General features: G+C 66.1%; 14 protein-coding genes. 4 read left to right on the top strand and 10 right to left on the bottom strand.

The window, feature by feature from the left end; translation table 11 throughout:
- Positions 1–2 precede the first annotated feature (2 nt).
- Positions 3–1,142 (bottom strand): UDP-4-amino-4-deoxy-L-arabinose aminotransferase, encoded by a 1,140-nt coding sequence (arnB, locus tag U873_RS0105800; RefSeq protein ID WP_025127338.1) that lies wholly within the window; start codon positions 1,140–1,142, stop codon positions 3–5.
- A 479-nt stretch (positions 1,143–1,621) separates the two neighbouring features.
- Between arnB and xerC the strand changes: the two genes are divergently transcribed.
- On the top strand, positions 1,622–2,530 hold the full coding sequence (gene xerC / locus U873_RS0105795; protein ID WP_029978178.1) for a tyrosine recombinase XerC: 909 nt from the start codon (positions 1,622–1,624) through the stop codon (positions 2,528–2,530).
- A 5-nt stretch (positions 2,531–2,535) separates the two neighbouring features.
- Here xerC and U873_RS0105790 read toward each other — a convergent pair whose 3' ends face one another.
- From U873_RS0105790 to U873_RS0105775, 4 genes are all read right to left on the bottom strand, one after another.
- Complete coding sequence (locus U873_RS0105790) at positions 2,536–2,748, bottom strand: DUF4880 domain-containing protein (protein WP_025127336.1); 213 nt, start codon at positions 2,746–2,748, stop codon at positions 2,536–2,538.
- A 91-nt stretch (positions 2,749–2,839) separates the two neighbouring features.
- Positions 2,840–3,928: an ABC transporter ATP-binding protein gene (locus tag U873_RS0105785; RefSeq protein ID WP_025127335.1), complete on the bottom strand. Its 1,089-nt coding sequence runs from the start codon at positions 3,926–3,928 to the stop codon at positions 2,840–2,842.
- Entirely contained in the window at positions 3,925–5,535 is a 1,611-nt protein-coding gene (locus U873_RS0105780; RefSeq protein ID WP_025127334.1) for an iron ABC transporter permease, read from the bottom strand. Before U873_RS0105780 ends, U873_RS0105785 begins: the two co-directional genes overlap by 4 nt.
- 3 nt (positions 5,536–5,538) lie before the next feature.
- Positions 5,539–6,549 (bottom strand): iron ABC transporter substrate-binding protein, encoded by a 1,011-nt coding sequence (locus tag U873_RS0105775; protein ID WP_025127333.1) that lies wholly within the window; start codon positions 6,547–6,549, stop codon positions 5,539–5,541.
- A 448-nt stretch (positions 6,550–6,997) separates the two neighbouring features.
- Between U873_RS0105775 and U873_RS0105770 the strand changes: the two genes are divergently transcribed.
- Together U873_RS0105770 and U873_RS34255 are read left to right on the top strand one after the other, a co-directional pair.
- Positions 6,998–7,453, top strand: coding sequence for a glucosaminidase domain-containing protein (locus U873_RS0105770; protein WP_025127332.1), 456 nt, complete (start codon positions 6,998–7,000; stop codon positions 7,451–7,453).
- The gene (locus U873_RS34255; protein ID WP_025127331.1) at positions 7,447–7,911 is read left to right on the top strand and encodes a hypothetical protein; all 465 of its coding nucleotides are present in this window, start codon (positions 7,447–7,449) and stop codon (positions 7,909–7,911) included. Before U873_RS0105770 ends, U873_RS34255 begins: the two co-directional genes overlap by 7 nt.
- Before the next feature lie 71 nt (positions 7,912–7,982).
- Here U873_RS34255 and U873_RS0105760 read toward each other — a convergent pair whose 3' ends face one another.
- The 3 genes from U873_RS0105760 to U873_RS0105750 all read right to left on the bottom strand — a co-directional run bounded on the left by U873_RS0105760 (position 7,983) and on the right by U873_RS0105750 (position 10,736).
- The gene (locus U873_RS0105760; RefSeq protein WP_029978173.1) at positions 7,983–8,435 is read right to left on the bottom strand and encodes a hypothetical protein; all 453 of its coding nucleotides are present in this window, start codon (positions 8,433–8,435) and stop codon (positions 7,983–7,985) included.
- 178 nt (positions 8,436–8,613) lie between these two features.
- Positions 8,614–10,065 (bottom strand): carboxylesterase, encoded by a 1,452-nt coding sequence (locus U873_RS0105755; RefSeq protein ID WP_025127329.1) that lies wholly within the window; start codon positions 10,063–10,065, stop codon positions 8,614–8,616.
- The gene (locus U873_RS0105750; protein ID WP_025127328.1) at positions 10,062–10,736 is read right to left on the bottom strand and encodes a metalloregulator ArsR/SmtB family transcription factor; all 675 of its coding nucleotides are present in this window, start codon (positions 10,734–10,736) and stop codon (positions 10,062–10,064) included. The genes U873_RS0105755 and U873_RS0105750 overlap by 4 nt, the downstream gene beginning before the upstream one ends.
- Before the next feature lie 224 nt (positions 10,737–10,960).
- Between U873_RS0105750 and U873_RS0105745 the strand changes: the two genes are divergently transcribed.
- Complete coding sequence (locus tag U873_RS0105745; protein WP_025127327.1) at positions 10,961–12,376, top strand: MFS transporter; 1,416 nt, start codon at positions 10,961–10,963, stop codon at positions 12,374–12,376.
- A 304-nt stretch (positions 12,377–12,680) separates the two neighbouring features.
- Here the strand turns inward: U873_RS0105745 and U873_RS0105740 are convergent, their stop codons facing one another.
- Together U873_RS0105740 and U873_RS0105735 are read right to left on the bottom strand one after the other, a co-directional pair.
- A complete protein-coding gene (locus tag U873_RS0105740; protein WP_025127326.1) occupies positions 12,681–15,953 on the bottom strand; it encodes a carboxyl transferase domain-containing protein in 3,273 nt (1,090 codons plus the stop codon).
- 41 nt (positions 15,954–15,994) lie between these two features.
- Complete coding sequence (locus tag U873_RS0105735) at positions 15,995–17,686, bottom strand: AMP-binding protein (protein WP_025127325.1); 1,692 nt, start codon at positions 17,684–17,686, stop codon at positions 15,995–15,997.
- Positions 17,687–17,818: the final 132 nt, after the last annotated feature.

Below are 17,818 nucleotides of genomic sequence, written 5' to 3'. Positions count from 1 at the left end.
CTTCAGTCCAGGAGGTTGGCAATGGCACCGGAGACCCGCTCGACGTCGTCGAGGGACATGTCCGGGAACAGTGGAATCGAGCATAGCCGCGCCGAGTTCCACTCGGTATGAGGCAGATGCACTTCAGGGAAGCGCTGTCGGTAATAGGTATGCAGGTGGGTCGCAATGAAGTGGATGCCGGTGCCGATGTTCTGTTCCTGCAGGCCCTTCATGAAGGCGTCGCGGTCAAGGCCGCAGCGTTCGGCGTCGATGCGCAGGATGAACAGGTGCCAGGCATGCTGCTGCGGGTACCGGGGTTGAAGCAGGGGTTGCACCGGCAAGCCTTCGAGGCGCTGCAGGTAGGCCTGGGCCAGCACTTCGCGCTTGGCGTTGATTTCATCCAGCCGCTGCAACTGCACCAGGGCAATGGCCGCGTTCATGTCCGCCAGGTTGTACTTGAAGCCGGGCTCGATCACCTGGGCCTGGGGTTTGCGGCCATGGGTCAGGCGGTCGTAGGCGTCCACCCCCAGGCCATGGAACTTGAGCATGCGCACCCGGTTGGCCAGGGCCTCGTCATCGCTGACGAACATCGCGCCTTCGGCGCAGGTCATGTTCTTGATCGCGTGGAAGGAGAAGATCGCCGTGCCTTGGGCGCCAATGGCACGCCCACGGTAGGTGGTGCCTGCGGCGTGGGCCGCGTCCTCGATCACCGCGATGCCATGCTGTGCTGCCAGGGCGTAGAGCGGGTCGAGGTCGAAGGCGGCACCGGCGTAGTGCACCGGAATGATCGCCTTGGTCCGCGGGGTGATGGCGGCCTCGATGGTCGCCGCATCGCTCATCAGGGTGTCGGGGTCGATGTCGACGAACACCGGGGTGGCCCCCAGCAGGCAGATCATGTTGGCCGTGGAGACCCAGGTCTGCGAGGGGGTGATGACTTCGTCGCCAGGGCCGATGCCCAAGGCCAGCAGGGTGATGTGCATGGCGCCGGTGGCCGAGGACAGCGCCACGGCATGCCGGGCACCGACACGTTCGGCGAAGTGCTGTTCCAGTTCCTGGTTTTTCGGGCCGGTGGTGATCCAGCCGGAGCGCAGAACCTGCTCCACTGCAGCGATCTCTTCTTCGCCAATACTCGGGCGCGAGAAAGGAAGGAAAGCCTGGTTCATGGTTACCTCGGGTTTACACAATGCTAATTGCCGGAATACGGGGTGGTGCGGGTGAACAGACAGTTCATGGAAAGCGGGGAGGTCTTGCAGTCATCAAGGCGCATCCAGTTATTGAGCCAACAGGGCATTCCATGCAGCGAATCAGTAAAGACTAGGTTTATTAAAAGTAAAGGTGGATCAAGGTGTTATCTTTGCAACCTGAGAAAAAACTGCACTCGGACGGTTGTCTGTCGGGGGCTGAGATTAAGCCGAAAAATGTGAAACGAATATGAAAAATAAGGTAAAAGTCCGTTTTTCTGCGAGCCAGACAGCTAGTGTTCAGTTTGTTTCCAAAGTTATCGAAGTGCACAGATGCGGCGACTCTTGTAACCAGTTTTCAATGGCGATTGAAGGGGCCACCGAAAGTATTTTTCTTAGCTCGCAAAGGTGCTACCCGGTGCAACCTTGCCCAGTGCAGAACCCATGACCGCGTCGCCAGCCTGGGCGCGCCCAACCCTTTGAGCCTGTACCTGAAGCGGCTGGCCCCCTCCAGCCAGTCGACCCTGCGCTACGTGCTGCAGGACACCGCCGACCGCCTGGGCTATGCCGAACAGAACCTCGAAGAGATTCCCTGGCACCTGTTGCAGCCCGAGCATGTCACGGCCCTGGTGGCCACCCTGCGCGCAGACGGTTACGCGCCCAATACCTCATCGCTGTACGTCAACGCCTTGCGCGGGGTGATGAACGAGGCCTGGCGCGCCAGCCTGATCAGCCAGGACCACCTGTTGAAGATGCGTTCGGTCAAGGCCATCAGCGGCACACGCCTGGCCCGTGGGCGCAACCTCAAGCGTGGCCTGATCCATGAACTGATGGCCAGGTGCGCTGCCGACCCGCGCCCCCAGGGCGTACGCGATGCAGCGCTGATTGCGGTGCTCTATGGCTCGGGCATGCGCAAGTCCGAGTCGGTGAACCTGGACCTGGCCCAGGTGGACTTCAGCGAGCGCAGCCTGCAGGTGCTGGCCAAGGGCAATCGCCAGTTGATCAAGTACGCGCCCACCTGGGCCTTCGACAAATTGCAGGCCTGGCTGGAGCTGCGCCGCTCGCACCTGCCCGCAGGCCAGGAAGACGACCCGTTCCTGTTCAACCGGATCCGTCGGGGCGGCCACATCACCCGCGAGCGCATTACCAAGCACGCCATCTACTACATTGCCCGGCAACGCGGGGCCGAGGTCGGCGTGCGGATCATGCCTCACGATTTCCGTCGTTCGTTCATTACCCGGGTGATCGAGGAGCACGACCTGTCGATCGCCCAGAAACTGGCGCACCACAGCAACATCCAGACCACCGCCAGTTACGACCTGCGCGATGACAACGAGCGCCGCCGAGCCGTCGACCGTTTCGACCTGTGACCGCCTCAGGGGGCCGGCAGGGTGGGGGACAATTGTCCTGCGAGGTCCCAGGCTTCGAGCATTTTCGCGTACTCGAAGGCATGGCTCGGGTCGCTCTGCAGCCAGTCTTCGAAGGCCCGCCGCTCGTCGACGGTGCAATCGGCTTCCCGCAGGCGCAGGCACCAGTGCGCGGCCTGCATCATCAAGTATTCGTCTGCTTCGCTGGCAGGATTCGTCATCGATCAATCCTTGTTCAAGGTAACGCCGGGGGCGCCTGCGGGCCGCGGATGCTGCGTCAGTATCGGACTGAATGCGCCACCGGCCAAGGTCTCAGGTCAACGAGGACGCTGATGCCCCCGGCGACGCTCCCAGGACATGGGCATGGCCCCGGGTCGAGATCCATACCCGGCTGCCGACCTTCGGGGCATACAACCCGGAACTGCGTACCGGTAGCCGGTGTTGGCTGCCATCGACGGCGGCGACGCTGATGCTCAGGGTGCAGGTGTTGCCGGCAAAATCACAGTCGCTGACCACCCCTGCGCAGCCGGCGTCGCCCCCGCTAGCCGGGGCATCGGTGCGCAGTTGCAGCTGTTCCGGGCGCAGCATGATCTGTGCCGGTCCCTTGAGCGAGTGATCGCCGATGGGCACCTGACCCAGGTCGCAATGGGCCAGGCCGTTGGCGAGCCGCGCGGGCAGCAGCACGGCGTCGCCGAGAAACAGTGCGGTCTGCGCATCCAGGGGGTGGCGATACAGGTCCAGCGGCGCGCCGGCCTGGATCAGCCGCCCCTGGCGCATCACCGCCAACTGGTCGGCGAAGGACAGGGCCTCGGCCTGATCGTGGGTGACCAGCAAGGTGGTGACTCCGGCGTCCGCCAGCAGGCGGGCCACGGTCTTGCGCATCGCAGCCCGCAGGCCGGTGTCCAGGGCGGAAAAAGGCTCGTCCAGCAACATCAGCCGCGGGCGCTGGGCCAGCGCCCGGGCCAGGGCCACTCGCTGCTGCTGGCCGCCGGACAGCTCATGGGGCCAGCGCGTTGCCAGGCGGGCATCCAGGGCGACCCTGTCCAGCAACTCGGCGATCCGTGGCTGTTTGTCCGCCTGCTTGCCCGCCAGACCGAAGCCGATATTGTCCGCCACGCTCAAGTGTGGAAACAGCGCGCCGTCCTGGGGGACATAGCCGATCAGGCGTTGATGGGCCGGCACCGCTCCCTGTCCATCCACCAGTACCTGGCCGTTGAGGGTGATGCGTCCGCTGTCGGGAAACTCGAACCCGGCGATCATCCGCAGCAAGGTGGTCTTGCCTGAGCCGGAGGGGCCGACAATCGCCGTACGGCTGCCGGCCGGGACACTGAGACTGATATCGGACAAGGCGCTGAAGCCGCCAAAGGATTTGTGCAATGCCTGTAGTTCAAGGGTATTCATCGGCCCGCCGTCACTCTGGATTGGTGGTAGAGAAGGCCGGTCAACGGCAGTGAGAGCAGGATCATCAGCAGGGCATAGGGCGCTGCCGCGGCGTAGTCGATTTCGCTGGTCATGGCCCAGAAGCCGGTGGCCAGGGTGCGAGTGCCGTTGGGGGCCAGGAACAGGGTGGCGGTCAGCTCATTGCTGATGGCCAGAAACACCAGGGCCGCGCCGGCGGCCGCTCCTGGCGCGGCCAGGCGCAGGGTGACGCGCCACAGCGCCTGCAGCGGCGAGCGGCCAAGGCTGCGGGCGATGTTTTCCAGTTCCACCGGGGCCTGGGCGATACCTGCCCGCAAGCTGACCAGGGCCCGGGGCAGGAACATCAAGGCATAGGCCAGAAACAAGCTGATGCTGGTTTGATAGATGGGGCGGGCCAGCTTCACCGTGAGGGTCACCAGGGCCAGTGCGACCACGATGCCCGGCAGGGAACTGGCGATGTAGTTGCAGCTTTCCAGCAGGCGCAGCAAGGGCCCGGGCATTCGGATCGACAGCCAGGCCACGGGCACCGCGGCGCAGGTGGTCAGCAGTGCCCCGAGCGCAGCCAGCTCCAGGGTCTGGCGCAGGCTGGGCAGCAACTCCGGTGCTTGCCAGGGGGCAATGCCCGCGGCCAGTAGCCAGTGGCCCAGGGTCAGCAGTGGCACCCCCAGCGCCAGGGCCGTGGTGAGCAACGGCAACAGCCATGCGCCGTAGCGGGCAGCGCCACGCAAGGCCTGCAGCCGTTGCGCTCGCGGGCTGCCGGAGCCAACCCGGGCATAGCGCGCCCGGCCCCGGCTGGCGGACTCGGCCCACAACAGCAGCAGGCAGCAGAGCACCAGGACACCCGCCAGCATGTTCGCCGCCGCACCGTTGTAGGTGGACTGGAACTGATCGTAGATGGCGGTGGTGAAGGTATCGAAGCGAATCATTGCGTACAGGCCGTACTCGGCCAGCAGGTGCAGGCCCACCAGGAGCGCGCCGCCGGCGATGGCCAGGCGCAACTGCGGCAGCACCACCCGCAGCAACAGCTGCCAGGGCTTGAGCCCGAGGGATTCGGCGACATCCTCGAGGGCCGGGTCGAGCCGGCGCAGCGAGGCGGCGACGGGCAAATAGACAAAGGGGAAATAGGCGATCACCGACACCAGCACCGCGGCGGGCAGGCCGTGCAGGGCAGGCACCAGGCTGACCCAGGCGTAGCTGTGGACGAACGCCGGCACCGCCATGGGTGCCACCGCCAGCAGGGACCAGGTTCGCCGCCCGGGCAGGTCGCTGCGCTCGGTGAGCCAGGCCAGGGCCACGCCCAGGAGCACACACAGCGGCAGGGTCAGAACCAGCAGCAACAAGGTATTGCCCAGCAGCTCGGCGACCCGTGGCCGGAACACCAGCTGGACGATGGTCGCCCAGCCGGTCTGGATCGACACGCCGACGACAAACCCCAGGGGCAGCAAGGCCAGCAGTGACACCAACAGCGCCGCCCCCAGCAACCAGGAAGCCGATCGGCTGCCCGGAGATCGGCGGCGATAGCCGGGCAGGGGCGTGCAGCTGGTCGGGGCCACGGCGGCCGTGGGTGCCAGGGACAAGTCGTCGGCCATGGCTCAGAGGATTCCGGCCTGGGTCATCAGGTCCACTGCCTTCTTGCTGTTGAGTTTGCTGGCCTCGACCTTGGGCGCATCGAGTTCTGCCAGGGGCACCAGCTTGGGGTTGGATTGAGCGCCATTGCCCACGGCATATTCGAATGAGTGGCCGTTCTTGAGCACTTCCTGCCCTTTAGGGCCAGTGATCCACTTGAGGAAGGCCTGGGCCTGTTCCTGGTGGCGGCTGGAAGCCAGTACCGCGCCGCCGGACAGGCTGACAAAAGCCCCCGGGTCCTGGTGCTTGAAGTAGTGCAGGGCGGTGTTCTTGCTGTTTTCGCCGGTCTTGGCCTGATCGACGAAGCTGTAGTAGTGATAGATCACCCCACTGTCCACCTGCCCGGCATTGACCGCCTTGAGCACGGCGCTGTTGCCACGATAGAAGCTGGCATTGGCTTTCAGGCCCTTGAGCCATTCCAGGGTGGCGGCTTCGCCCTTGAGCTCCAGCACGGCGCTGACAATCGCCTGGAAGTCGGCGCCGGCCGGCGAGGCGGCCCAGCGGCCTTTCCAGTTGGCGGCGGCAAGGTCCATCAGCGAGCCTGGCAACTGGGCCTGGTTCAACTTGGCCGGGTTGTAGACCAGCACCGTGGAGCGGGCGGCAATCCCGATCCAGTGCCCCTGGGCCGGGCGGTAGGCCGCCCCTACCTGCTCCAGGGTCGTGGGGGCGACGCTGGCCAACAGCCCGGCGTTGTCCACCAGGGCCATGGCCGGTGAGTTCTCGGTGAGGAATACATCCGCGGGGGAGGCGGCGCCTTCTTGCACCAGCTGGTTGCCCATTTCGCTGTCATCGCCGTTGCGCAGGGTGACCTGGATTCCGGTGGCCTGGGTGAACCCTTCGACCCAGGCCTTGGTCAGGCCCTCGTGCTGGGCGTTGTACACCAGGATGCCATCGGAGGCGGCGTAGGCGTGGCCAGCCGCCAGCAACGCCGTGGCCAGCAGTGCGCGTTTGAACAGGGAAGAGAGACGGACAGTCATCGGGGTGCAGCTCCTGCGCGGTTATTGTTCGAAGGAAGGGACGGCGCATGGAATCAATCGGGATGACTCGTAATGCTGTCACCTAATGGGAATCATTTGCATGTGCGTCCGATGGCAAATGTAGAGCGGCAAACCAGAAAAAATCGTCAAATTTATGGTGAATCCTTGTCATTTCTGTTTTGATTCGCTGCACTCGATCGGCCGTTCTGTGCCGTCGCTTTCCGTCCTGCCGGCCGCCGGCCAGCACGCGCTGCAACAGCAAGGATCGCTAGACATGCAAGTTGCCAGGGAGCGGCCAGAATGCCCCTCGCTTCCTGCAATTGCTGAGGCTCCAAGCCAAGTTGCCGTCCAGGGCACAGGCTCAGGCCGAGCAAGGTGAGCCCGGTAATCGACCGGGGCATCAAGCCAGGATGAGCCTGCAATCGTTCAGTCAAAAGAGGGAGTTTTCTTGAGCGCCAAACTGTGCAACAACATCAGCGCTGTCACCTTTGTCAGCAAATACAAGGCGGTCTGCCAACCGATCGCCGATCAACTGGACCTGCCGGTGGAGAACATCCTGGGCCTGGCGGCCCAGGAGAGCCAGTACGGCACCGGGCGCATTGCCCGGGAACTCAACAACTACTTCTCCATGCACGCCCCGGCGCCCTTGCAGAGCGGTGCCGAGTCGCCCCAGGGCAATGCCAGCATCAAGGTGGCGAAGTTCGACTCCTTCCAGAAATCCGCCCAGTCCTTTGCCCAGCGCTATGGCGCCTCGGTGCGCAGCAAGCGCGATCCGCTGGAGTTCGCCCAGGCGCTGGTTCGCAGCGGCTACAACACGGGCGATGCCGCCACCGGCGGGCGCAACGGTTTCGCCAGCTACCTGGCGGACATCATCAACGCGGTCAGAGGGCGTTTGGCGTGCTGACAAAACCAGCCGGTTCATGGGGGCTGTGGCTGTGCCTGGCCGCAGTCGCTCTCAGCGCCTGCGCCGCCGGCACCTTGCAGCCGGCCCAGGTCAATCCCGCGGGGCTGACGCGCGAGCAGGCCCAGGCAGTCTTGCAGGTGGCTCTCAAGCATCAGGATTACCCCATGGGCAAGCCAGGGGTGTTTATCGACGGTGACCTGCAAGATGAAAGCGGCCAGCCGCCGCACCCGGGCTACTTCGATTTCAGCCTCGGCTACAACGATCCCAAGGCCGGCGCCACCGAATACTGGGGGCTGTTCTCGGTCAGCCTGGCCACGGGGGATGTCTGGGAGATCAATCGCTGCCAGCGCCTGGACGGCGCTGAACTGCGGGCCTTGCAAGGCCAGATCATGGCCCGTACCGGCAAGACCCTGGCGGCCGAGCAGCCCCAGCGCCAGGGGCTGGGCTGCGAGGAGTAGCCGCTAGCCACTGCAGGCCCGCCAGCAGGTGCGGGCTTGAGGGATGCAAGGGCACCGGCTGCCCTGGTCACTCAGAAGCGATAGCCGGCGTTGACCATCACCGCTGCGGCGCCGAGCACCACCAGCTCGGTGCTCACCGGCCCGTAATGCGCACCGATCGCCGGGATCAGCGCTGGGGCCACGCCGAAGTGGTTCAGCGGGATCTTGTCCTTGTAGTCGCCCTTGTAGCCCTGGATCAGGCCGCCGCTGAGCTTGGCGTAGACCGGCCAGTCGGCCATCTCCCAGGCCTTGCCGACGTAGGCGTAGTAGGAGCGCTGGGAGAAGGAGTTGCGAAAGGTGCTCACACCCCACAACTCGCCGTCGGCGTAGTTGCGCTCCAGGCCGATCAGGTCCTGGTGGTTGTTGTGGTCGGGGTCGTTGCTCCAGTGGTTGGTGTAGACGCTGGTCTGCACCATCCAGTAGTCCTGCTGCTGATCGGCTTGGGCGCCCTGCAGGGCGGTCACTGCCAGCAAGGCCGCGCCCATGGTGGCGCGAGCCCAGCGGCGAGTCGGCAAGGGCAGGCCAGGGGCGTGGGGTCGAATCATGGGTTTCATCGTGGTTCCCTGCCATGGCGGCAGTTGTGCCCCCGTGGAAATCATGGGGGCAAAAAGGGGGCGCAAACTAGCACCTATCCATTCAAGGGATCAATGAATGAACTGTTGCTTAGTTTATATCGGCGTCGATGCGCTGGATCAGATACGAGTAGAAGGGATTGCTGGTAAGGCGCATCAGTTCATCCATCGGCACCACCAGCACCCCGCGCTCGCCACGGGCCGCCACCGTGCCCAGGTGCACGCCGAAATCCTCGCTGGCAGTGGGTTGTGTGCCGTACAGGGCATCGTCCAGGGGGAAAGGCAAGGCCACGTGGGACAGTGAGAACACCTCGGGCGGGTAGTTGAGGTTCAGCCGCTGGCGCTGGCTGTGCAGGCTCTGGGCCGGAGTGCTCACGGCCTCCAGCGCCGCGGTGCCGGTGCCCTCGTTGGTCAGCAGTCGGGTCGCGTAGTTGCGTGGCGCCGGCGGCAGCAGGCTGGCCAGGGAGGTGACACTGGCCGGGTCCAGCAGGCCCTCGAAGTCCCGGGCGCGATTGAGGTCGAAGATCACCAGCTCACTGCCGTTGGCCGGCAGTTGCCGATACAGGCCGCTGACCAGGGCCGGGGTGCTGACCGTGGCATCGGTCAAGGATTGGAAGCTGAGGATCGGCGGCAGGCGGTTCAGGCGCGGGTCCGTCACCAGGGCCTGCAACTGGCTTTGCAGGGCATCGGTGAGCAGCCAGGACTGGCGCGCCCCATTGGCCGGAAACGAGTTGTACTTGAACGGGTTGTATTCGGGCCGCAGGTTGAGCCAGGCCGCCTTGCTGAAAGCCGGGAACACCGCGGGCAACGCCGCCAGCCCGGCAAAGCGGGCGGAGGAGGCGACACCGATCATCGGCGAGATCAGCACCAGGCGCTGGGCCTGGGGCAATTGCGGATCGTCGAGGGCATCGAGGGCGTACTTGACCGCCAGGGCGCCACCGTTGGAGTAACCGACGATGTGCAAGGGCGCCGGCGCCGGAACTTCGGCCCGGGCGGTACGCAGGGCCAGGCGGGTGGCGGCCAGCCAGTCCTGCCAGTGGACGTCGGTCAGGCCGGCCGGCACGGTGCCGTGGCCGGGCAGGCGCAGGCCGATGGCCAGGTAGCCGCGCTCGACGTAGCGCCGGGCAACGTGGCGCAAGCTGTAGGGTGAGTCGGTCAAACCGTGCACCAGCACCACCACGCCCCGCGGCGTGCCAGGGGGGCGCAGCAGGTAGGAGCGGTTCCAGTCGGTGGCAAAACGCGGCGAGTAGACCCGGCTGTCCACCCGATAACGGTTGAAGGGCGGGACCTGGGTCGGATCCAGGCGGTCGCTGACTTCGTGCCGGACCTCGGCGAACACCCGATCCTCGGCCTGCAGCCAGGCCGCCCAGTCGGCGCCATCGATCTGTTCGATGCTCAGCTCATGGGGCACTCGCAGGTGCCAGGGTTGCAATGCCGGACCCCGCTCACTGTCGAAGGCGCGCCAGGCCAGCAGGGTGAATGCGGCAACGCCAAGGATCAGCGCGCCGCGCTTGAGCAGGCGGGACAGGGCGGGAGCGATCACGGGCAGGGACTCGTCTGGGTGGCACGGATGCGATAGACGCAGCGTCGATCGCCGGTAATCAGGTGCTCCACGCGCTGCACCTGGCCCAGGTCGCCAATGGCGGCCTGGAACACCTGCAGTTCGGCACGGCAGAAACCCTGGCACTGCTGGGCGGCGACGCAGATCGGGCAGTGGCTCTCGATCAGCAGCCAGCCGTCGCCGTCGGCCTCGACGCTGGCCATGTAGCCGGCCACATCACGGATCTGCGCCAAGGCCAGGACCCGCTCTTCCAGGGTCGGCAGCGGGGCGCAGACATCGAGGTACTGCGCGGTGTTGACCCGCTCCATGTCAGTGACGATGCGCTCCACGCCGTCGGAGCCGTAGACCGCGCGAATCGAATCGATCAGTTGCAGGGTCAGGTGCGCATGGGTGTCGGGAAAGCGCGCCTGGGCCTGTTCGGTCAACAGCCATTTCTGCGACGGGCGCCCGGCGCCCTGGGCCGGCATCATCTGCCCGACTATCAGCTCGCCGTCCACCAGCTTCTGTAGCTGCTGGCGGGTGGCTTCCTGGGAAACCTTGAGCAGCGGGGCCAGGTCGGCGGTTTTCAGCGGGCCGTGGGTTTTCAGCAGAAACAGAATCCGCTCGGCGGTGGCTCCGGGATTCTTCTTCTTCTTCTCGGCAGGGGAGGACATCGAGGACATGCTGGGCCATTAACCAATGCGCAAGTGGGGTATCAAGGGCGTGCAAGACGCTGCCAACCGCGCAAGCATAACAGGCTCCAGCCTCGGGGCCTGGCGATTGTCGATCTTTCAGCGGCGCATGCAGGCGGTTGTCCAGGCGATGAAAAATTAATTATCAAATCAAATGCTTGTGTAATACAGTGCGGCTTTCTCGAACAACCCGAAGGGAGCAAGGCATGGCTTCAACAAGCGGATGGTCGGCACTGTTACTGGGCAAGAACGGGCTGCGCTCGGCAGCCCTGGCCGGTGGCGTGGCACTGCATGCAATCAACGTGTACCTGGTCACCACGCTGTTGCCTTCGGTGGTCAAGGATATTGGCGGCCTGGACTACTACGCCTGGAACACCACCTTGTTCGTGGTGGCCTCGATCATCGGCTCGGTGCTGTCCACCCGCGCGCTGGGAGGACTGGGGCCGAAGCTCGCCTATGCCCTGGCAGGCCTGGTGTTCATGCTCGGTTGCGGTCTGTGCGCCCTGGCCCCGGACATGGGCTGGCTGATCTTCGGGCGCAGCGTCCAGGGGTTGGGCGGAGGGCTGTTGTTCGCCTTGCCCTACGCGATGATCCGCCTGGTGTTCGACGAGCCGCTGTGGCCCCGGGCGATGGCGCTGATTTCCGCCATGTGGGGCGCGGCCACCCTGATCGGTCCTGCCGTGGGTGGGGTTTTCGCCGAGCATGGAGCCTGGCGTGCGGCGTTCTGGGTGCTGCTGCCCTGCACCTTGCTGTTCATGCTGCTGGCGCTCGCCCTGCTGCCGGGAAAAAGCCGCGAAGCGGCGCCGCGCACGCCCATTCCCGGCCTGCAGCTGGTGCTGTTGACCGCTGTGGTGCTGGCGATCTCCATTGGCAGCATCACGCCTTCAGCCGGGTACAACGCCCTGGGCCTGGGGGTGGGCCTGGGCCTTCTGCTGCTGGTGGTGATCGTGGAAAACCGCTCCGGCAAACGGCTCTTGCCCCGTGACAGCCTGAAGCCCGGCAGCCCCTTGCTGGCGCTGTACATCTCCATGGCACTGCTGGTGGTGGGCATGACCAGCGAGGTCTTTGTCCCGCTGTTTTTGCAGGTGCTGCATCAGCAGACGCCCTTGCTGGCGGGTTACATCGCCGCGCTGATGGCGGCCGGCTGGACCCTGGGGGCGATCTTCAGCTCCGGCCTGAGCCCCCGGGGCGCGTCCCGTGCCATCGCCAGTGGACCATTGCTGGTGGTGGCCGGCCTGGTTCTGGCCTGCCTGTTCATGCCCGCCACGACCACGCCGGCCTTGAGCCTGGGGGCGGTGTGCCTGGCGATGTTGCTGGTGGGCACAGGAATCGGCCTGGCGTGGCCGCACCTGTTGTCCCGGGTGCTGGAAAACGCCGCCGCTGACCAGAAGGAACTGGCGGGCGCCTCGATCACCACCGTGCAACTGGTGGCCACGGCCCTGGGCGCGGCCCTGGCGGGGATGATCGTCAACCTGGCCGGCCTCGGTTCCAGCGCAGGTGTGGCCGGTGCGGGCCAGGCCGCGGCCTGGCTGTTCGGTCTCTATGCCGTGGTATCGGCGCTGTTGTTTATCAGCGTGCGCCAGGTTCGGCGCAGCCATGCCCGGGTTTTGGCCGAGGCTTGAGGCTGCCTGGATTCATCTCTTGGCCAGGGCCAGGTTGCTGGGGGGGGCAATGCCCACCCGTATACACCTGGCGCGATAGCTGCGTCGTCCTTGTAGGAGCCGGCTTGCCGGCGAAGAGGCCCTTGAGCCTTGCGCTGTCCTTGTGGGCGCCTTCGCTGGCAAGCCAGCTCCTACGGCTGGCGCGATAGCGGCGTCGTCCTCGTAGGAGCCGGCTTGCCGGCGAAAGGGCCCTTGAGTCTTGTGCTGTCCTCGCGGACGCCTTCGCTGGCAAGCCAGCTCCTACACAAGCTGGTGGCGGGTGGGTTTACCAGGTGTCGACGAAGCCTTGGGGGCGCTCGGTCCAGGGCTGCGGCCGGGGTGCTGCCTGCAGGCCGCGAAGCAGCCAGGAGCGGCTGTCCAGTGGGTCGATCACGGCGTCGATCTCCAGGTAGCTGGCCATGTTCAGGGCCTTGCCCTGGACGTAGGCCTTGGCCACCAGTTTGTCGAACAGCGCCTGGCGCTCCTCAGGGCCGGGCTGGGCCGCCAGTTCCTTGGCGAAGCCCAGGCGCACCGCCCCCTCAAGGCCCATGGCGCCGAATTCGGCGCTGGGCCAGGCCACGGTGAACATCGGGTTGTGGAAGCTCCCGGCCGCCATGGCCTGAGCCCCCAGGCCATAGCCCTTGCGCAGCACCAGGGTGAAGAACGGCACCGTCAGGCTGGCAGCGCTGACGAACATCCGCGACACATGGCGCACCGTGGCTTGCTGTTCCGCATCGGGCCCGACCATGAATCCCGGGGTGTCACACAGGGACACCAACGGCAGACCAAAGGCTTGGCACAGGCGCATGAAACGCGCGGCCTTGTCGCCGGCCGCGGCGTCGATGGCGCCCCCCAGCACCCCGGGGTTGTTGGCGATCAGGCCAAAGGCCCGGCCCTCGATGCGGATCAGTGCGGTAATCAGCCCGGGAGCGAACTGGCGCCGCAACTCCAGCACGCTGTCACGGTCGGCCAGGGTCTGGATCACCTGGCGAATGTCGTAGACCCGCAAGCGGTTTTCCGGGATCAGCTGGCGCAGCGCTCGCTGGTCCGCGCATTGCCAATCCTCGAGCGGCCCCTGGAAGTAGCCCAGGTACTGCTTGGCCACGGCCACGGCTTCGGCCTCGTCCTTGACCAGCACATCGATCACCCCATTGGGCCCTTGCACCGATGCCGGGCCCACTTGCTCAGGCGTAAAACTACCCAGGCCGCCGCCTTCGATCATCGCCGGGCCGGCCATGCCGATGCTGGCGTTGGCCGTGGCGATGATCAGGTTGCAGCAGCCGAGCAGTGCGGCGTTGCCGGCAAAACAGCGACCCGAGGCGATGCCCACCGTCGGCACCCAGCCGGAAAGCCGAGCCATGGCCGCAAAGGTATGGCAGTCCAGCCCGGCAACCCCGACAAAGTCGCTGTCGCCGGGGCGACCACCGCCGCCTTCGGCAAACAGCACCACCGGCAGCCGCCATTCCTGGGCCAGGCTCAGCAGGCGGTCGGTTTTCTTGTGGTTCATCACCCCCTGGGTGCCGGCGAACACCGTGTAGTCGTAGGCCAGGGCCAGGCAACGGGCAGACGGGGCATCAAACAATCCAGCATTCACCGTGCCGATGCCGGCCACCAGGCCGTCGGCCGGGCTCAGGGCCTGCAGTTCCTCGAGGCTGCGCCGGCGGCGCTGCGCCGCCAGGGCCATGGCGCCGTATTCCATGAAGCTGCCCGGGTCCAGCAGGTCGTCGAGGTTCTCCCGGGCGCTGCGCTGGCCAGTCTTGCGGCGCTTGGCCAGCGCCTCCGGGCGCTGGGCGTCCTGCAACAGGGCGTGGCGTTGGCGGACCTCGGCCAGATCGGCGCGGATCAACTCCAGGTCAAGCTGCTCTTCGCTGCGCGGGTCGCTACCTGCGACCTCTGCCGGTTCCAGGAACAGCAGCGGCTGGCCGTGGCTGAGGGCATCACCGACCCGGCTGGCCAGGGCCCGGACGATGCCGCTGCACTGGGCCTTGACCTCGAACTCCATCTTCATCGCTTCCAGCACCGCCACCCGCTGGCCGACTTGCAGCTCATCACCCTCGGCCACTTCCAGGGTCACCACCACGCCGGTGCTCGGGGCCTCCAGGGCCAGGGTGCCCGGGGGCGCCTGCAGGTTGCTGCGCAGTTGCTCCGGGGCCAGCGCCTGTTGGGCAAAGAACCGCGACGGATGGTCATCAGCGGCGACCTGGGCCAACGTCGCCCAGTGCTGCTCGACGAAGCCGGTGCTGAGCTGATATTCGGCCACTGCCGGATGGCGCAGCAAGTTCTGCAGGAGCCCCAGGTTGTTGGCGACACCTTCCAGGCGGAACTCGCAGAGCCCGCGATAGGCCCGCCCCAGGGCGCTGGGGTAGTCCGCGCCATGGGCGATCAGCTTGGCCAGCAGGGAGTCGTAGCTGGGGTTCACCGGATAGCCGGCGTAGCCGTAGCCATCGACCCGCAATCCGGGACCGCTGGGCGCTTCATAGGCGCTCAAGGTTCCGGCCACCGGGCGGGTGCCGCCGTCGGCCAGTTGCTCCTCCAGATTGATCCGCACCTGCAGCGCGAACCCCTGGGGCTTCGGTGGCCGGGTCAGGCCCAGGCTGTCCAGGGAGGCACCGGCGGCCAGGCGCAGTTGGGTGTGCAGCAGGTCGATGCGGGTCACCGCCTCGGTCACCGTGTGCTCCACCTGGATGCGCGGGTTGGCCTCCATGAAGTAGAAACGTCCCGGGTGCTGCTGATCGAGGAGAAACTCGAAGGTGCCAATGCCCTGGTAGCGCACCCGGCTGGCCAGTTGCAAGGCGGCGTCGATCAGTTGCTGGCGCAGTTCGTCAGCCAGGTCCGGGCTGGGGGCTATTTCCACCAGCTTCTGATGGCGCCGCTGCAGGCTGCAATCGCGCTCCCACAGATGGCTGACCGCGCCGCTGCCGTCTCCCAGTACCTGGATCTCGATGTGCCGGGCGTGTTGCAGCAACTGCTCGACATAGAGTGCGCCATTGCCGAAGGCGGCCTGGGCTTCGGATTGGCAGCGGGCAAAGGCCTGCTGCAGTTGCCCGGCTTCGGTGACCGCGCGCATGCCGCGGCCACCGCCCCCGGCCAGGGCCTTGAGCATCAGCGCGCCGTGGCGCGCAAGGAAGGCGGCGGCCTGTTCCAGGCTCACCTGATGGTTGATCCCGTCCAGCAGCGGCACCCGGCAATCCTGGGCCAGGGCCCGGGCCGCAGCCTTGTCACCGAACAGTTGCAGCACCTCGGGGGCCGGCCCGATGAAGGTCAGGCCGGCCTTCAGGCAATCCCGGGCAAAGTCGGCGTTCTCGGCAAGAAAGCCGTAGCCGGGGTGGATCGCTGCGCAGCCGTGCTCCAGGGCCAGGCTGATCAACTGCCGGCGATCCAGGTAGGCCGGCACCCCGCGTCCTTTCAGGGGCAGGGCCAGGTCGGCCCGGCGCAGGTGCAGGCTGGCAGCGTCGTCCTCGGCATACACCGCGACGCTGCGAATGCCCAGGTCGGCGCAGGCCCGGGCGATACGGATGGCAATCTCGCCGCGATTGGCGATCAACAGACTCTGAAACATGGCGATTCTCACAAGGGCAAAGGGTGTTTTCACTCAGCCGGTCAGAGCTGTTGTTCCAGCTCGTTCTTCTTGACCTTGCCGGTGGCGGTCATGGGCAGGCTGCTCACCAGGCGGATCTGCGGCACCTTGTAGGCGGCCATCACCTGGTGGCACCACGCGGCCAGGGCCTGAGGGTCCTGGGGGGCGTCGGCCTTGAGCACGACAAAGGCCACCGGCTGCTGGCCGCGACGCTCATCGGCGCGGCCGATCACCGCGCTGGCCAGCACCTGTGGGTGCTGGCCTAAGAGCGCTTCCAGCTCGCTGGGAAACACGCTCATGCCATTGACCTTGAGCATCTCCTTGCGCCGCCCCAGGTAGCGGATAAAACCTTGCTCGGTGATTTGCCCCAGGTCGCCGCTGTGCAGCCAGCCGTCACGCAGCACCGCTGCGGTTTCCTCCGGTTGTTGCCAGTAGCCCTGCAGCAGGGAGGGGCTGCGCACACAGAGTTCGCCTTCACTGCCCAGGGGCAGCAGGGCGCCGCTGACAAAATCGCAGACCTTGAACTCGGTGCCCGGCACCGGCAGGCCGACAAAGGTCGGCGGGCTCTTGAGGTCGAAATCGTCGTCTTGCAAGCCGGCGGTGAAGGTGTCGCAAGTGTGGGTTTCGGTCATGCCGAAGCTGAATTCGAACAGCGTGCAGCCGGTCAGCTCGTGCCAGCGTCGGCGGTAGTCCGGGGTCAGCTTCTTGACGAAGGAGATGCAGCCGGTGGCCCGCAGGGAGCTGAAGTCATGCTTGGCGACGTCAGGGTGCTCCAGCACCTCGGCGGCGCTGTCCACCAGCAAGCCGCAATGGCTGACCCGGTAGTGATCGATCGCCGCCATGAACGCCGGCGCATCCCAGCGTGCCAACAGCACCAGGCGGCAGCCGGCGTAGATGGGAAACAGCAGGCCGGCGTTTTCCCCGGCGATCCAGAACTCCGGGAGGAAGTTGAGCATCACGCTGTCGCGCGCAAGGCCCAGGGCCACGGGCACGAAACTGGCGCAGGTGTAGAGCATGTCGCCGTGGCTGTGGATGCAGCCCTTGGGCAGGCCCGTGGTGCCGCCGGTGTAGTTCAGGGCGGCGATGTCTGCAAGGGCCGGGCGGTGCTCGGGGCGGGCGGCGCGGCAGTTTTCCAGGGCCGGGTAGAAGTCCAGGACTCCGGGGTCCTGGCGCTTGGGCGCCAGCAGCAGGTCCGGCGCCGGGATGCTCGGGGTCGCCGGGCACAGCTCCGACAGGCTGCTGGCGAGGATCCGGTTCAGGGCGCAGGCCGGCGCCACGGCGTGGACCACATCCAGTAGTTGATCGAAGCACAGGATCACCCGGGCGCCGCTGTCCTTGAGCTGGTACTCCAGCTCCAGCGTGCGGGCCAGGGGGCTGACCGGGGCATACACCGCGCCGCACTTGAGGATGCCCCAGAAGCCGATATGCAGTTGCGGGCAGTTGGGCATGTACACCGCCACCCGATCGCCGGGGCCGACCCCGAGCTCGCCGAGCAAGGCCGCGCAACGATCGGAGAGCCGGTCCAGCTCGGCAAAGCTCAACTGGTAACCATAAAAGTCCAGGGCCACGGCACTGGCCTGTGACTGCGCCCAGGCCCGCAGGTACTCGGTGAGGGGCTGCTGGCCCTGGGGGTACTGCGGGGTACGGGGCGTGCCTTCGGGCCAGGCGGCCTGCTGCAGGGCATGAAGGTGCTGCTGATAGGCCGCAAGGTCCATGGTGCCTCCTGAATTGTTGTTATCGGCGTGGCTATCTTAGGCAGCGCCCGGGGCGTCACAGAACCGACGGTTATTCATCGAGATTCATGAATGCGCTACATGGTTCTGCCGGCACCGGCGCGCTGCTAGCCT

It is taken from the genome of Pseudomonas sp. PH1b (genome assembly GCF_000633395.1).
Lineage (GTDB): Bacteria > Pseudomonadota > Gammaproteobacteria > Pseudomonadales > Pseudomonadaceae > Aquipseudomonas.
This window is presented reverse-complemented; position numbering and strand designations above follow the sequence as displayed.

What these genes read in the sequence shown, in the direction of transcription:
- U873_RS0105750 (WP_025127328.1), bottom strand. Translation starts at nt 10,736, where the DNA reads ATGTCCTCCCCTGCCGAGAAGAAGAAGAAGAATCCCGGAGCCACCGCC.
- U873_RS0105785 (WP_025127335.1), bottom strand. Translation starts at nt 3,928, where the DNA reads ATGAATACCCTTGAACTACAGGCATTGCACAAATCCTTTGGCGGCTTC.
- U873_RS0105735 (WP_025127325.1), bottom strand. Translation starts at nt 17,686, where the DNA reads ATGGACCTTGCGGCCTATCAGCAGCACCTTCATGCCCTGCAGCAGGCC.
- arnB (WP_025127338.1), bottom strand. Translation starts at nt 1,142, where the DNA reads ATGAACCAGGCTTTCCTTCCTTTCTCGCGCCCGAGTATTGGCGAAGAA.
- U873_RS0105790 (WP_025127336.1), bottom strand. Translation starts at nt 2,748, where the DNA reads ATGACGAATCCTGCCAGCGAAGCAGACGAATACTTGATGATGCAGGCC.
- U873_RS0105760 (WP_029978173.1), bottom strand. Translation starts at nt 8,435, where the DNA reads ATGGGCGCGGCCTTGCTGGCAGTGACCGCCCTGCAGGGCGCCCAAGCC.
- U873_RS0105745 (WP_025127327.1), top strand. Translation starts at nt 10,961, where the DNA reads ATGGCTTCAACAAGCGGATGGTCGGCACTGTTACTGGGCAAGAACGGG.
- U873_RS0105740 (WP_025127326.1), bottom strand. Translation starts at nt 15,953, where the DNA reads ATGTTTCAGAGTCTGTTGATCGCCAATCGCGGCGAGATTGCCATCCGT.
- U873_RS0105775 (WP_025127333.1), bottom strand. Translation starts at nt 6,549, where the DNA reads ATGACTGTCCGTCTCTCTTCCCTGTTCAAACGCGCACTGCTGGCCACG.
- U873_RS0105780 (WP_025127334.1), bottom strand. Translation starts at nt 5,535, where the DNA reads ATGGCCGACGACTTGTCCCTGGCACCCACGGCCGCCGTGGCCCCGACC.